The 13,630-nt window shown below is 58.2% G+C and carries 15 protein-coding genes; 7 read left to right on the top strand and 8 right to left on the bottom strand.

All coding sequences use genetic code 11. The features are described 5' to 3' along the window. Positions 1-3: 3 nt before the first annotated feature. Entirely contained in the window at positions 4-426 is a 423-nt protein-coding gene (locus J5Y17_RS18430; RefSeq protein WP_370629007.1) for a GtrA family protein, read from the bottom strand. Further along, positions 423-1,847: a UbiA family prenyltransferase gene (locus tag J5Y17_RS18425; protein ID WP_255572214.1), complete on the bottom strand. Its 1,425-nt coding sequence runs from the start codon at positions 1,845-1,847 to the stop codon at positions 423-425. The genes J5Y17_RS18430 and J5Y17_RS18425 overlap by 4 nt, the downstream gene beginning before the upstream one ends. 345 nt (positions 1,848-2,192) lie before the next feature. On the opposite strand from J5Y17_RS18425, the gene J5Y17_RS18420 reads away from it, so the two are divergent. From J5Y17_RS18420 to J5Y17_RS18390, 7 genes are all read left to right on the top strand, one after another. After that, positions 2,193-4,184 (top strand): alpha/beta hydrolase, encoded by a 1,992-nt coding sequence (locus J5Y17_RS18420; protein ID WP_219787326.1) that lies wholly within the window; start codon positions 2,193-2,195, stop codon positions 4,182-4,184. Between the two features lie 51 nt (positions 4,185-4,235). After that, positions 4,236-5,555, top strand: coding sequence for an SH3 domain-containing protein (locus tag J5Y17_RS18415; protein ID WP_219787325.1), 1,320 nt, complete (start codon positions 4,236-4,238; stop codon positions 5,553-5,555). After that, the gene (locus tag J5Y17_RS18410; protein WP_219787324.1) at positions 5,555-5,902 is read left to right on the top strand and encodes a GlsB/YeaQ/YmgE family stress response membrane protein; all 348 of its coding nucleotides are present in this window, start codon (positions 5,555-5,557) and stop codon (positions 5,900-5,902) included. Before J5Y17_RS18415 ends, J5Y17_RS18410 begins: the two co-directional genes overlap by 1 nt. A 42-nt stretch (positions 5,903-5,944) precedes the next feature. Then, positions 5,945-6,241 carry a hypothetical protein gene (locus J5Y17_RS18405; RefSeq protein ID WP_219787323.1) on the top strand — a complete coding sequence of 99 codons (297 nt, stop codon included), beginning with the start codon at positions 5,945-5,947 and terminating at the stop codon, positions 6,239-6,241. 64 nt (positions 6,242-6,305) lie between these two features. After that, entirely contained in the window at positions 6,306-6,605 is a 300-nt protein-coding gene (locus J5Y17_RS18400) for a hypothetical protein (RefSeq protein WP_219787322.1), read from the top strand. Then, the gene (locus J5Y17_RS18395; protein WP_219787321.1) at positions 6,602-7,081 is read left to right on the top strand and encodes a hypothetical protein; all 480 of its coding nucleotides are present in this window, start codon (positions 6,602-6,604) and stop codon (positions 7,079-7,081) included. The genes J5Y17_RS18400 and J5Y17_RS18395 overlap by 4 nt, the downstream gene beginning before the upstream one ends. Positions 7,082-7,178: 97 nt before the next feature. After that, positions 7,179-8,114 carry a hypothetical protein gene (locus tag J5Y17_RS18390; RefSeq protein ID WP_219787320.1) on the top strand — a complete coding sequence of 312 codons (936 nt, stop codon included), beginning with the start codon at positions 7,179-7,181 and terminating at the stop codon, positions 8,112-8,114. A gap of 78 nt (positions 8,115-8,192) precedes the next feature. Here the strand turns inward: J5Y17_RS18390 and J5Y17_RS18385 are convergent, their stop codons facing one another. From J5Y17_RS18385 to J5Y17_RS18360, 6 genes are all read right to left on the bottom strand, one after another. Then, positions 8,193-8,462, bottom strand: a complete 270-nt coding sequence (locus tag J5Y17_RS18385) for a hypothetical protein (protein WP_219787319.1) — start codon at positions 8,460-8,462, stop codon at positions 8,193-8,195. 18 nt (positions 8,463-8,480) lie between these two features. After that, positions 8,481-8,654, bottom strand: a complete 174-nt coding sequence (locus J5Y17_RS18380) for a hypothetical protein (protein WP_219787318.1) — start codon at positions 8,652-8,654, stop codon at positions 8,481-8,483. A gap of 95 nt (positions 8,655-8,749) precedes the next feature. Continuing rightward, the gene (locus J5Y17_RS18375; RefSeq protein WP_219787317.1) at positions 8,750-9,058 is read right to left on the bottom strand and encodes a hypothetical protein; all 309 of its coding nucleotides are present in this window, start codon (positions 9,056-9,058) and stop codon (positions 8,750-8,752) included. Between the two features lie 378 nt (positions 9,059-9,436). Next, complete coding sequence (locus tag J5Y17_RS18370) at positions 9,437-10,105, bottom strand: DNA-binding transcriptional regulator (RefSeq protein ID WP_255572212.1); 669 nt, start codon at positions 10,103-10,105, stop codon at positions 9,437-9,439. A gap of 102 nt (positions 10,106-10,207) precedes the next feature. Then, positions 10,208-10,708 (bottom strand): hypothetical protein, encoded by a 501-nt coding sequence (locus tag J5Y17_RS18365; RefSeq protein WP_219787315.1) that lies wholly within the window; start codon positions 10,706-10,708, stop codon positions 10,208-10,210. A gap of 901 nt (positions 10,709-11,609) precedes the next feature. After that, positions 11,610-13,133 carry a ShlB/FhaC/HecB family hemolysin secretion/activation protein gene (locus J5Y17_RS18360; protein WP_219787314.1) on the bottom strand — a complete coding sequence of 508 codons (1,524 nt, stop codon included), beginning with the start codon at positions 13,131-13,133 and terminating at the stop codon, positions 11,610-11,612. Positions 13,134-13,630: the final 497 nt, after the last annotated feature.

Raw genomic sequence — 13,630 nt, 5'->3', positions numbered from 1 at the left:
GTCTCAGGCCGGGCTGGCCTGAAACACGAAGCGGCGGTCGAGGTGGAATTTCACGACATAGCCGATGCCAAGACCCAGGATCGCGCCGATTTCGCGCGCCAATGTGGTCTGCCAGATGGCCCATGCACCCGCTTCCATACCCCAGAAGATCGCCGTGGTGATGAGCCCCATCGCAGTGTAGAGGCCGAATTTTCGGCCATGGGCTCGCGCGCCGGTTTCGATGTCAAAAAAGATCCAGCGCTTGTCGAGCAGGTACTTCACCACAAGTCCGATCCCGGTGCCGATGATCATCGCGACAAAGAGGCCCGTTGGCCAGGCGCCCAAAACCATGCGCTGGGCGCCGAGATTGGCGAGAGTCGCCAGAATGGCAAAGCCGGAGTACCGCAGGATCAGCGCAGAGGTCGATAGGGGCAGAGGCGTCGTCACAGCGAGGCGCCCGCAAAGCCGGCGCCGAGAATGAGCGTAAAACAGATCAGGCTGACACGATCCTTGGCGGCGTAGAGCACCGGATCGTCATTCATATTGCCGCGATGCGTGGTCATCACCATGCGGCTCAACCAATACAAGAGCACCAAACAGGCACCCCAGAGGTAGCCGGGCTGGCTATAGAGCTGCGCGATCTGCGGCGAGCTGATGTAGAGCGCCATGACAAGCACGGAGACATAGCCGGAGGCCAGCGCCATCATGGTCACGATGGGCACGTCTTCGACGTGATAGCCGCGACCATGGGCCTTGAGCTTGCCGGATTTGAGGCCGTCCACAAGTTCCGCCTGACGTTTGACGGCCGCGAGCGAGAAAAAGAAGAAGATCGAAAAGGCCAGAAGCCAGACCGACATCGGGATCGCGGAACTGGTTCCGCCCGCGAGGATACGTAGCGTGTAAAGCCCGGCCAGAGCAAAGATGTCGACCACAAGCTGACGTTTGAGGCGCAGTGAATAGGCCATGGTCAGAGCATAATAGACCACCATGACCTTGAGAAACGGCAGGCCGAGCCAGATCGCCGGGATCAACCCCGCAAGCAAAAGCGAGATTGCCATGACCGTGCCGCGCGCAATCGGAATGGTGCCCGCCGCAAAGGGGCGCAGGCGCTTGCGCGGGTGCGCGCGGTCGCCCTTGAGATCCAGCAGATCGTTGAGGACATAGACCGACGAGGCAATCAGGCTAAAGGCGACAAAGGCGACGAGCGCTCTGAAAAAGACCATCAGGCTCAGGTCATGCGCGGCCAGCATCGGAAAGAAAATCAGGATGTTCTTCAGCCACTGATGCGGGCGGATGGCCTTGAAATAGGGGCTCAGGTCCCGCGCCGGGCGGTCGAGATGCTCAACGGGGCCGTCGCAGGTCACTTTGGCTTTCAGTTCGGGCTTGGCATTGACGGTGATTGCACCTCCGGCCTTGGCCCAGATCGCCAAATCCGCCTCATGATCGCCCATATAGGTGAACCCACCGGCGCCGTAGCGCGCCACCAGCGTTTCGGCCTTGGCCGGACCTTTGAGGTTGGCGGTTCCATCTGAACCGATCACATCATCGAACAGGCCGAGATGCGCAGCGATCTGATCGGCCAGCGCCTGATCCGTCGCGGTCACGAGCGCGGTGCGTCCGCCGTTCGCGCGCCAGTCCTGCAACCGGCTAAGAACACGGTCGTCGTAGGGCAGGGTGGTGACATCGACACTGGAGTTTTGCGCCAAAAGCCGTTTGAGCGCGGCCTTGCCCCTGGGCAACGCCACCGCCGCATGAAACGGCAGCGTCCAATCGCCCGCAAAACCGGACCAGAAACTCTCATAAAGCATATCGGAGCGCAGGAGCGTGCCGTCGAGATCGACGACGAGGGTTTGAGAGTCCTGTTTCAAAACAACTTTCCGATCGGCCACACCACTTGGCCAGAGACTGCAAGCGGCAAGTCAGGGTGTCAATGGCGAAGCGCCGTGCGGGGCGCTTTGCGCGCGTGCTGTGTCTCCTTTGACCCCTCTGTCCAACCGCGTGCGCGCTATGCCCGAAACATCGCGCGGAGGGTGAAATCTGATGTCGCGAAGGAGGCTGAATGACCGCCGAGAACGACCCTGTCGCGGGCCGATTGATCCCCTATTTTTGATATAAATCATTTGACTCGTTAAGAATTTTACTTACCGTTAAGTAAAGCAGAAAAACAATTTGGGGTTGAGCGTAGAGGAAGCCGCTTAGGGGGGGCTTGCTATATGCGTATGTATCTGGCCGCAGTGTGTGTGGTGTTGGCACCTTTGGGTGCCCGTGCTGCGGCGTCCGAGGCCTGCCCGGTTCTTCTTCCTCCCGAGGAAATTCTGGGGGAGACGATTTTATGCGACGTCCTTCAAGTTTCCGAGAATTGGGGTGAGCCAGAAGGCCGGACAATCGGCATGTCCTATGTCGTTCTCAAGGGCAAAAGCCTCGCTTCATTTGCGGATCCAGTGATCTATTTTCAGGGCGGGCCGGGAGGCTCGGCCTTGAACGCGCTCGGTCTGATTGGCGGTGGCACCGATTTGTTGCGTGCGAACCGCGATGTGATCGTGTTCGAGGCGCGCGGAACGGCCCATAGCAATGATCTCTATTGCCCAATGTCCCTTCAAGTGACCGATCCGGACCATCATGAAGAGAACCTCACGGCCGCAGACAATCGCATTAATGATCTGAAAGTCAGCGCCTATAGTGATCCCGACGCGGTCTATGAGGCCATCGCCAACTACTGGCTTTCAATCGATCGCGGCAGATGTGTTCCGTATCTCGAAGAACAGGGCATCGACCTCACACAATACAATACCCCGAACACGGCCCGCGATGTGATCGCCTTGATGGAGACCTTGGGGTATCCGTCATATAACCTGTTTGGCGGGTCATATGGCACAACTGTCGTGCTTGAAATCCTCAAGCAATACGGCGCGCAGCCGTCCGAGGATTGGCCGCTAGTTCGATCCGTGGTTCTTGACAGCGTCGCGCCCCTAAATCGCGAGCATTACGAGCAAGCGTTCATCCAGCCCTATGTTGTCCTGCGTGTCTTTGACGACTGCGAAGCAGATGAGGCCTGTGCCGCGCATTACCCCGGCATTCGTCAGAGGACGATCGACTTGCTTGAGGCCCTGCGTATGGCACCGTTGACGCGAGAGGATGGAACAGACATCACGCTTGATGATCTGGCGGAGATTTTGCGCTCCTCCGTCACCAATCAGCCGAAACTGGTCCCCTATCTGCCGCGACTGGTCGCGGAACTGGAACAGGGGGAAACGGCGACGTTCGATTTCTCGCGCGCCGTATCGCGCTACGAGATCGCCTTGGCCGATCCTGTGGATGAGCCTGTCGACTTGGACGCTCAGAGCTTTGCGGCGATTTCGCAGCAGATGGAGGAGATTTCCGCAAAATTCGACGAGATCAAGGAGGGCCTCACGCTGGATATGCTGTCGAATGGCCTCATCCGGCAATCGATCCTCGAAGCGGACACCCAAGCGGGACTCTTTCGCGCGATTTATGACCATTACGTCGATGTTGGCGGCGGAAGCGTTGGAAATATCGTAATGGCGAAGCTCGAGCCTTTCGATATTCATCCGGAGCAACGCAATCGAGAGGGGCTCAAGTCCTTCGTTCAGTCGACTGTGTCTTTCCCAACGCTGAAATCAGAGTTGCTTGGTCTGGTGGAGCGATTTTCCGAAGATGAAATCCAAGAGATTTTTTCCGGACTGACGAGCGCGGCGTTCGAGCGCGGCCTCGGGGCAGTCGATTCAATCACCCATCGTGTCGTGTCCTGCAACGATGGAAGTCATAAGATGTTCAACGATGTCGCGTTCGATGCTTATGCCGAATTTGAGGCGCCACAACTCATCGGGACGGCGGCCTATTGGACCGCAAATTACCAAGTGAGTTGCGAGCAGCTGGGGCTTGCCGCGGATGCCTATACGCCCCCGCCGCCGGGCGTTGAAAGTGACGTTCGCACGCTCGTCCTTAATGGCGGTCTCGACACGATGACGCCTGCGGAGTGGGGCACGCTTGCGGCGGAAACGCTTTCAAATGCGACGGTCGTCACGATCCCGATGGCCAATCATACGCCGGGGCTGTTGTCCCCCTGTGGCAACGCCCTCGTGTCCGCTTTCATTCTGTCCCCGGATGTCGATGTGAATCGCGCCTGTGTGGATGCCGCGCGGCCTGACTATGTCGCGCCAGATGCGTCGCTGCCGGAGGGATAGCGTGGCGCGAAATGGATTATCATTCTTGAGTGAACCTGGGAGGTTTTGCAGATGAAAGATTTTGTTCGAGGGCTGAGAAAGCTGGTCGGCCTGTCCGCGCTGGCGGTGGGGGCGTTGGCTTTGTCCCTTCCTGCGGCGCCACTCTCTGCACAGGAGAGCGTCAATATTCAGTTCAATTCCGGTTCGAGCAGCACCACCATCAACGGTGCTGTGCGTGGCTATGAGTATATCGATTACGTGCTGGGAGCGCGCGGTGGGCAGACCATGGTCGTGTCGCTCGCGGTTACCGGGACGAACGGGAATGGAACCGCCTATTTCAACATTCTTCCGGCCGGACAGGACACAGGCGCGCTCTATGTTGGCAGCAATTTCTCCGACCGCCGCGCGGAAGTGACCCTGCCGTATGACGGCAATTGGGCGATCCGCGTCTACCTGATGGGCAATGATCGGGATGCGGACAAGACGGTTGGCTACTCCATCGACGTCTACATCGCGCCGGGCGGACAAAGCAGCGGCAGCTCAAGCTCCGGCTCGAGCAGCGGGCTTTTGCCGGAAGAGGATTTCTTCATCGTCTCCCTGTCGAACTCTGGCGGCATGCTGAACGTGCGCAACGCACCGCGCGCCAGTGGCGCTTTGCTCGGGAAACTGTCGCATGGGACGCCGGTGCGCAATTCTGGCGGCTGCACGATCTCCTACGGTCAGCAATGGTGTAAAGTGCAGGCGAGCCCTAATGGCGTCGAAGGTTGGGTGGCTGCCCGGTTCCTGACGTTGCCGGGACCGGGTGCGCCGACGACCCCTCCGGCCTCTGGCAATGCTGGCGGTCTCGTCAACGTGGCGGGGGTTGCCTCCAATGATGTCCTGAACGTCAGAGGCGGTCCGGGTACGAATTACAATATCGTGGGCGCGCTTGCGAATGGCGACCGCGTTCGTCAGCTGTCGTGCGAGATGGTCGGCAATGCGCGCTGGTGCGAGATCGAGATGCAGACCGACATGCGCGAACGCGGCTGGGTCAACGCGCGCTATCTGTCCGGCGGCGGCCAAGCGGCGGTGCAGCTGCCAAGTGCCTCTCGGGTGGAGCGCATCCAATTCTCTGCAGGTGCCAGCGGCAAGGAATTTGTCGATGAACTCGGCCCCAATATGGACGTCACCTATCTTCTAGGTGCACGCAATGGCCAGTTCCTCTCCGTCGAAGTGATGGGGCAGGGGCTGACCTACCGGATTTTCAATCCGGACGGCAGCCTGCTGCTCGACACATTGCCGACCTCGACACCTTACCGTGGGCAGCTCTGGCAGAGCGGCGACCACAAGATCGAAGTGCGCAACGGCACGCCGGGCCTGAAGACGTTCACCACAATCGTAGGAATTAACTGATGAAACAGACGTTTAAACTCGCTGTGCTCGGCTTTGTCGTGGCCACCCCCGCTTTGGCGCAACAGGATGCGGCCAATGCGATTGGCACCGGGGTCGGACTTGTGATCGGCCTATTGATTGCGATCGTCATTGGCGCGGTCGTCGGTTGGCTCGCGAGCCTCATCGTCAAAGGAAGCGGCTCCGGGTTCTGGAGCGACGTTCTGATCGGGATCGGCGGCTCGCTGATCGCGAGCGTCCTTCTGCCCGCGATTGGGCTCAACCTTGGCAGTTGGGTCGGGTCCTTTTTCGCGGCCCTCATCGGTGCGGTCATCTTGCTCTTGATCGTCAAACTCGTGCGCCGCGGATGAGGTCGGGGTGCAGTGTGTTTTAAAGATGGGAGGAAAGCCCAAATGAAAATCCAACTGAAACTCGCGAGCGCAGGCGTCGCAGCCCTGCTTGTGGCTGGCTGTGTCGAGATGGATGACCCGGCTTTGAGTGGCACGCCGGATCAATTCAGCATGATGAAAAGCCCCTGTGTGGCGCAAGCTGCGAGACTGACGGGCACCAGCGCTGGGTCCGTGACGATCCTTGATGAGATCCAAACTGGCGGCGGTCCGATCCTGACGCTTATGGCTGGTGGGAGTAAGTATACTTGCCGCCTCGAAGATGATGGCACCGTTACCGTCTTTAGCGAGTATGCGAACTGACTTTGGTGGCCCCGTATTTAATGCGGGGCTTTCACTTTGAATTTTTGAGTATGGAGATCGTGGTATGGGAAAACTCATCCTGGGTTTGATTATCGGTTTGGTCATCGGCGGCGGTGGCGCCTTGGTCCTTGGCGGTGGAGCCATGATGGGGGCCGGTGTCGCGACCGGGCTTTCGGCAGGTATGTGTTCCACGTTGAGTGCCGCGCAGGATGCGGGGCTGGTGTCGGCAGAACAGGCGGACCAAGTGCTGCTTGCCGCAACTCAAAAACTGGCGGACGTCGATGTGAGCGAAACCGGGCCACTGGTCGGGAGTTCCGACGGCTGTGAGGAGGTGCTCTCCAATCTGAAAGCCGCCGCATCATGAGGACGACCCGAGCCTTGTTTTGGAGTGTTGCGCTGGCGTCAACCGCCTCAAGCGCGCTTGCCTCCGACCTGATCGAAGAGGCGCTGGGCGGGCCTTATATGATCTGCGAAGCCAATGTGACGTGGGCCGATGAAACGGCTGACGTCTCAGAGACCATGCTGAAATTCGCCGTTGCGACGGAGGCCGAGGCGGACCGGATTGCTCTTTTCGATGATCCAGAGATGTTTTCTGATGAAAATATCTGGACGTGTGGAGAAGGAATGTGCAGTGCGTTTCGGACCCAGCCGTCGGGTGCGTCGACCAATGTTATGCGGCTGACACAGAAGGATGCCAGCATGGACGCCACTCCGCTCTATACTCTCGATGCGGTGTTGGCTGTGATCGCGGTTGGCGAAGCGGGACTTGAGGTATTGAGTGCGAAAGGGACGGGGGATTTGCGCTATGAAAAACGCTTGCCGGCAGGCATAGCCGCATAAGACAAATGACGCCGGACATGGCAAATAAATTTGCGTCGACCCGGGCAATCGGGGCGGCGAGTTCAACCCACGATGTATGCGATATGGAGAAATTAAGATGAAACGTCTCGTGCTAGGCGGCCTGATGGTGCTTGCCCTTGCGGCTTGCAAAGAAGAAACAACGGCGGAGGAAACGACATCCTCCGAAGCCGTCACCCAGACAGAAACCGCGGCCACAGCCGACGATGGTGCTGGCGCAATGGATGGCGCTGCACAGGAAAGCACGCCCGCTGCGGCGAGCATGTCCGAAGTCAGCCAGGACGCAATTGACGCCTGCATCGACACTCTGCGCACTGAGGTGAACGGCGGCGGCACCATTCTGAGCACGGAGTTTTCCGAAGCCAATTCGCTCGTCATGCTTGAGGATGCGAACGGCGGAGAATGGAAATGTCTGGTCGGCAACGACGGCGTCGATCCCTATCTCGAAGCGGTTGGCGGGATGCCGGTCGAAGAGCCTATGGATGCCGACGACGGCGCGGGCGCGATGGACGGTGCGGCCGTGATTGAAACCGAGGGTGGCTCTAATGTCAGCCAGGATGCGATTGACGCCTGCATCGACACCCTGCGTGCTGAGGTAAATGGCGGCGGCACGATCCTGAGCACGGAATTCTCGGAGGCCAATTCGCTCGTCATGCTTGAGGATGCGAACGGCGGAGAATGGAAATGTCTGGTCGGCAATGACGGCGTCGATCCCTATCTCGAAGCGGTCGGCGGGATGCCGGTCGAAGAGCCTATGGATGCCGACGACGGCGCGGGCGCGATGGACGGCGCAGCTGTGATTGAAACCGAGGGCGGCTCCAATGTTAGCCAAGATGCAATCGACGCCTGCATTGATAGTCTGATGTCGATGGAGGGATCGATCGGCGGCACGGTGATGAGTACGGAATTCTCCGAGGCCAATTCGCTCGTGATGCTTCAGGACGGCAATGGCAATGGCTGGAAATGTCTTGTTTCCAACGACGGAAGCAATGCATCCGTTGAGGCCGCTCAATAACCTCTGCGACCCTGCAATAAAGAGATCCGGCGTCTGATAGGCGCCGGATCATTTAAGGCTAAAATGTCGTTTTAGGTTTTAGCGTCCGCGTCGCTTTGCCCATCGCGCCAAGGACACGAGAATGCCGAGGTTCACCAAGGGGGTCAGGGCGGCGACAAGGGGCATCACGTTCGGTGGAAACAGGTCTGCCAATCTGTTCCACGGAGCGCCGAGCATCACGACAAAGATGCCTGAGAGCGGGTCTTTCTCTTGTCCAAAGAGGCCAAGCGTCCCAATCACGAGAATTGCGAGCGCGAAGAGATAGGTGGCGGCAAAGAGCAACGCCAGAGTTTTGAAAGCGCGCGCCATGTTTGCGACGTTCTCCGCTTAGGCCGCAGCCGGCCAGATTTGCCCGAACACAACAATGACGATGAAAATAACCGGAAGCAGGATCAGGAACCTTTTGGTTTTCGTTTTGGATTTCAAATCCAGAAAGTGATCCGTCAGCCAATACGCGGCAGCAAGGAGAACAACGAGAACGATCGTACGAGTCCAATCCATGAGTCTCTCCTAGATGGGATTATTGATAAAGCCCGACGGCAAGGCCGCCGAACTTCGTTTTTGTGGGGCCGGAGGCCCAGCGTCTTCGACGGGCCTTAGCAGTCTTCTGCCGGAAGCATGGTCACGTCGGAATAGCGACCATCTGCGGTGGTGATCTGTGCGCAGGCACCGGTGGAGCGGTTGAAATACCAGGTGGTGAGGCCTTGGCTGCGGATGGCTTCGTAGCCAAGTGCGTAGATGCCGCCCTCGGCCTGACCTGCACGGGCGCCTTCGAACGCGGTGAGGTCATAGGCGCTGCCGACCATCGGGGTGCCCTGAGCGGAGCCGGTGTCTTCCATTTCGACACAGCCAGCGAGAGCGAGGGCGCCAGTGGTGGCCGCGAGAGCGAGTGAGAATTTTTTCATGGTAAATCTCCTGAGGTGGGGGGGTTGAAATATCTGACGGTGTTTTCGTGTGGTGTCAGCGCGGTTCAAGTCAGTCTCTCCGATGCGGTGATCTGTCAGAGAAGGCACTCGAAACTGTAAGGGGCGGTGGCTTGAGACGCCGGACGGCAATGCGCGGACAGATGTCGGGCGCGTGCTTCGTCATCACGCCACGGCCGAGAAATCTCGTCTGGTCCACTACTGATTCCATGGGTGTCTCAATCCCCCTCCCACTTCTCTTTTGAGTGAAGCGCGGAAACGTGAAGGAGGAAACGGCAAAAATATGCATTTCGACAGAAAGATCGATCTTAATGCATGAAATAAAAGGAATATTTCAGATGTGTCGTTTTCGGCCGAGGGCTAAAATATTTGAGGGATCAGGGCGTGAGAGCGGTCCCCGCGATGCAATTCGCGCAAGGTCTCGGGCGCGTTCGCGGGTACATATTCGACGAGCTCACATGTAATGTCATCGTTGTCCGGGAAGTGTCCGCTGTAGGTCACATAGACGTAGAGGCCCTCGACTGAACCGTCTCGATAGATTGGTTCATAAACGGTGGAATTGCCTTTGCCCCGCACGTTGACGAGGCACCGCAAATAGAGCGCGCCTCCCTGAAGCAGTCCGGAGACTCGGATATATTCCGGGACGTTGAGGTGCGAGAGTGACGCCTTTCGCAAGTATTGCTCCAGCGACATTCGGTTGAGGAGATCTCCGTCGGGGCCGTGTCTGCTTTGGAAAAACTGCGCCCCGAGCTCGGAGATTTCAGTAATGACGAGATTTGTATCGAAGATGGCAGCGATGCCTGCATTGTGGCGCACCATCGCAAGGCGTCGGTCATAATCGCGGCCCTTGTCGTGCAACTCGACCAACTTTCGAATTGCGGAGATCACGATCGGGCGCGGGGTGCTGAGCCCACGCTCCCACCGGCTCACGGATGTCTGGTCCACCTTGAGCTTCTCTGCGAACTCAAACTGTGTCAGGCACAAATGCTTTCGCGCGTTTGACACGAAAGCATTCTCAACGTCTCCCATAGGCCCCCCTTGGAAAGATTTTTAACATGACGCTGCACGCACTATGCCACGAATAATGTGATTTACGTAAGGGCAGGGTGCGTCATCAGGCGGGCTTTGTGTTCACTCTGAACGACGCTTCACTGAAATGATGCAATTGCTGTGCGAAGGGTGAAGTGCCGGGAGATCGCGTCCGAGCACGTCGATGGCGCCGACATGCACCAGAGCGCCATTGGCGCTCGCTTCTTCATCCGCATAGCTCCGCCGCTTGCCGTGGCCACTGGCCACACAGCGCCACACATCGCCGTTGTCCGAGGCAAATCTCGGGGCGTCATGCGTGGGTTGGCTGCCCGGTTTTTGCGTGATGAAATCTTGCGAAACCATTTGGCCGGCCGGGGTCGGAACATGCTGGACCGTTGCGCCGCCGGAATTGGAGATTTGCCCATGCAGGTTCGGTCTGGGTTTGGGCCGCTTCATCACCGTCGGCGTTGCTACAGAGGTCGGTTGCGGACGCAGGTTTGGCGTCGCTTGCGGTGTTGCTTGAGGGGTCGGTGTTGGGATCGCTTGAGGCACGCGACCGGGAACAGCCTGTGGTGTCGGTGTTGGGACGACGATAACGCTCACCGGGACAGGGCCGTATCCTTCAAAGGTTTGCGGTGGGTTCGGGGCCACGATGAGTGTCGGAAGACCTTGTCCCGTAAAGGAGGGCGTCGGGACTGGTTGCACTGTGCCAACGGGCGACGTGCCCGTGAAGGTTTGCTGCGGCAGTGGTTGAATGACTATCGGTGCCGGCCCACCAGTGAAAGACGGTGTCGGGATTGCTTGCGGTGGGATGACGGGCGACGTGCCCGTCAGGGTTTGCTGTGGCAGCGGTTGAAGGACCACAGGCGCCGGTCCGCCCGTAAAGGACGGTGTCGGGATCTCTTGCGGAGGGATGACCGGCGACGTGCCCATGAAGACTGTTGACGGCAGAGGTTTTATTGTAATGGTCTGAGGCTGCCCGCCGGTAAACGAGGGCGTTGGCTGAACCTGAGCATGCCCCGTGGAGGTCACCCCGGTGAATGTCGTTGGCGGAAGGGGCTGCAGCGTAATGGTCAATGGCTGCCCTCCCGTGAAAGAGGGTGTGGGCAAAGTCTGGACTGTCGGAACCGGGGAGGTGCCGGTGAAGGTCTGTTGCGGTAGGGGCCGCAAAATCAGGGATGTGCCGGTGAAAGAAGTCCCCGGCTCTGGAATGAGAACCGGCCCAATGCCCGTGATGGGATCCGGTTGTGTGGGGTAGATTGTCACAACTGGAAACGCCGCGGAAGTTAGGTGTTGTTCTTGTGTGTATGGCAACTGTGTCGCTGTTGGGATGGTGCCGCCTAAGGTTTGTCCATTTGTGACTGTGCCGCCCCCACATTCGCTTGAGGCGTGCTTGTTGCCGACCCCGTTGCACCAGCCTTGATGTTGCTGTGCTTGGCTCGCGGTTGAAAGGCCGATTGTAAATGTAAATGCCGTGAAGCCGATCAGGAGATGTTTCATGCGATCACCATTGTTTCGAAACGCTCATATAGAGCGCTGTGTCACCCGCTTCGGTCGATGTGCCGTCCTTCAAGGGCGTTGCAACATACCCTTTGAACGACACACCACGCCCGAAATCGGCGTCAATGCCAAGGCCGACTGACGCGAGCGTCATGTCCGCGATTTCCTCTGTTCCGGGGGCGTTGTTTTCAACGTAGCCCACATCCAGAAAGCCGTAAGGCCTCAGGTGGCGTAGATTTGCAAAATCAGGGAAAAGATCTCGGTCAATCTCGATACTGGCGGAGATGCCGGTATCGCCTTGTGCCTCTGCGAACAGATAACCTCGCTCGTCGGCGCGCCCGCCGAGATGGAATTCCTCGACGCTGGGCAAGCGGTCATTCGAATGCTGTCCCCAGAGCTCAAATCGCAGGAAGGTATCGGACGGAAGCCATGCGATGGGGTGCTCCATTCCACCACCAAAGCGGAAATAGCTGAAAGTGTCGTCGCCGTCGTCGATCCCGGCACTGTCTCCGTCGCGCTGACCTGTGGCGTAGGACAGGGCGTATTCAAAAGCGCCGCCATTGCCAAAGGTCTTTCCGAAAATCCAAGACAGGGTAAAGACGTCGACCTCTGACTCGATTGAAGTGGCTGCTACATCGACGTCAGAGGCTGAGTGATGATACTCAGCTAGGCCATACCCATAGGTGTCCACATCACGCACGAAGGGGAAGCCGAGCGCGAGGATCGCGGTGCGCCCGTCGATGTCCGTCTCTTCGAGCAGCCCGTCTGCGTCCCTGAAGGCAGTCACGGAGCCCAAATAACCTTCGACAAAGGCGCCGGCACCACCCAAGGGGGCGCGGTAGGTGACCGCCCCCCAAGTGGAATCATCGGCCGTGTCATATTCAAAGGTAGTCGAGGCCTCGAGCCGCAACATGTCGCCGGGGGTCAACGTGCTCAAAAACGTTTGGCCAAAGGTCAATGTCGCCGCGTCCTCAAGACCGCGCGACGGGTGGTCCAAAGTCACGCTGCCAAAGCTTTGGTCGAGCTCTTGAGCGCGCAGTTTGACGCGCGCGTGCGGATCGTTCGGTGCATAATCGATTTCTGCGGCGGCGGAGATGGACTCGATGTCTTCGACAAGCATGATCGAACGTTCGAAATCTTTCTGAGTCACCCCGCGCCGCCCGATCACAGGAGACATGTAAGCTTCGATCAGCTTAGATGTTTGCGCGTCTGTGCCCTCGATCGAGAGGGAGCTGATTTCACCTTCGTCGACAATGACGGAGGTTCCATCTTGGCCGATGAAGACTTCGGCCAGAAAATAGCCGTCTTCGAGGTAGATCGCTTGAACCGTTCGGGCAAGGCTTTCTGCGGTGATCTGTCCGGTTTGGTGAAGCGCGGCTTGGGACGCAAAAGAGAGCAGTTCCATGGCGTCGTATTGAGTGACGCCGACCAGGTTGTATTGCTCGAAATCCTGCGCCTGTGCCGCGGAAATCTGTGTGGTCATCAAACCGGCGAACGTTGCGACAGTTTTAAACAGGGAGCTACGCATTACATTCTCCTAGTTTTTATCGGTCTCGTCTCTTTAACATATTCATATTTGCGCGCGGGGGCGCGTAATAAAAATGCTTTTAGGCGTCTTCGCTGTGCGTCGTATCATAAATGTTCCAGAAATTGACGTTGAGGCAACTTTTAAATTTGTGACGAAGCTGACGACGAGGTCCTGTTTGACGGAGCGGTCTGAGACGGCGAAAGCAGAGAGAGATTAGGTCGCGAAGGATGCGACGAAGGTCTTGCGCGTATGGGCGTCATAGCTCGCCGAGTTAGGTTGTCTCCTGTCCGAAGCTGCACTGTTGCATAGGAGGGAAACAAAGTTGAACAGGCATACGCGCGGACGGATTTCCGCGGAGTGATATGCTGACAAAGCCGCGCGATGATGCGGCTTGGGGGCGGTTCAGCCCGCCATGGAACGTTCAAAATTTGTCGGGTCTGGCAGGGTCTTCGCGCCTTTGCTCATGTCGACCTCCGCCAGAAAGCGTGAGCGAGGTG

It is taken from the genome of Celeribacter sp. PS-C1, from assembly GCF_019429625.1.
Lineage (GTDB): Bacteria > Pseudomonadota > Alphaproteobacteria > Rhodobacterales > Rhodobacteraceae > Celeribacter.
The sequence above is the reverse complement of the archived record's forward strand: the minus strand, read 5'-3'. Positions and strand labels throughout refer to the sequence as shown.